Source organism: Neobacillus sp. NPDC058068 (assembly GCF_042885335.1).
Classification (GTDB): domain Bacteria; phylum Bacillota; class Bacilli; order Bacillales; family Cytobacillaceae; genus Neobacillus.
This window is the reverse complement of sequence record NZ_JBHVSI010000066.1, coordinates 1-1,169: the sequence shown is the minus strand read 5'-3', so window position 1 is coordinate 1,169 and position 1,169 is coordinate 1. Positions and strand designations below refer to the sequence as shown.

Annotated in this window: 1 protein-coding gene; it reads left to right on the top strand. The window is 71.3% G+C overall.

The window, feature by feature from the left end:
* Nucleotides 1-666: 666 nt before the first annotated feature.
* A partial coding sequence (locus ACFVSW_RS27975; protein ID WP_387319892.1) for a hypothetical protein occupies nt 667-1,169 on the top strand: 503 nt, incomplete at its 3' end.

Genomic DNA, 1,169 nt, shown 5'->3' with positions numbered 1-1,169 from the left:
GGGCCGGCGTGTGGTCGGTGTAGGGTCCGCGACTCCCTGCGCACTGGTTCCAGCGGAAACACCGGAATCCGGGCTCGATGCGCAGTCGTCCGGTCGGCCGGGGATACGCAATCCCTCGGGGGCGCCGTGGTCTGACGATGGACCGCCTTCGGTATCGACGCTGGTCACGAGATCCATTGCGCACGCAGGCCCAGAATTGCGCATCGAGTGCGCATCCGGCGCGGCCGTTGCGCATGGAGACGCGGAACCTACAGTCGGCGGTGCGTGTAGGATCTCGCGGCCCGTGTCGGACGGCGGTCCCGTGACCTGCGGGTTCGTACGCAGTCTCACGTCGTGTCGGATGCACGGCGTCTCAGCTCCGTGTCGGAAGTCGACGGGGCGGGCATCCCGGGCGCAGCACCGCGCCGGCGGCGAGCGGCACGCTGCGACCAGGAGGCGGCGTAGGTCAAGGATGGACGACAGGATCGCGGCGGGGACGGCGCAGCAGGGGCCCGGCTCGGCGGCAGGGTGGGCGGGCCCTTCGCCGGCCTTGACCGGCGGCGTGGTTCCCCGGGGGGTCCGGCGCAGCTGTGGTTGGGTCGAGCGGGACCTCGCCGCGGCGGCTTCGGTTGGCTACGGCCGCGGGTCGACACTGCGGACCGGCGACGTTTGAGGAGCGCACTCCCTATGCCACCGAACTTTCGTCGGGTCACCGACTGCGCCGAGACCGCGACCCATTCCACGACCCGTTACAGCAGCCACAGGGCCCGGCGTGCCGAGTACGTGGTCTACGCCTGCGAGTGGCACAGCCTGAGCCTCACCAGCAGCCGATACTTCGGCTGCCGCCACAATCTGCGTCCGCTCGCCGACGACCAGCAGCAGCGTGGGTGCGGTACCATGCTCGACCACCGTCCGGCCGACCGCGTCGCCGCCGACCACTTCCGTCTCTGGCTCATCGCCGGGACGCCGGTGGTGGACGGCCAGGTGCAGCGGTGGCGCGACTGGGCCCACCGGCTGCGGGGAAACTACGAGGCCCACTACCTCGGACACGGAGACCCCCAGGTCGCCGCGCACCTGGACCTCGCCCTCTCGGTGGCCGACCGCGCCCAGGTCGGCGAGCACACCCCGGAACAGCTCACCGCCGTCCTCGACGCCCTGGCCGCCACCGAACACGCCTTCCTACAGACACC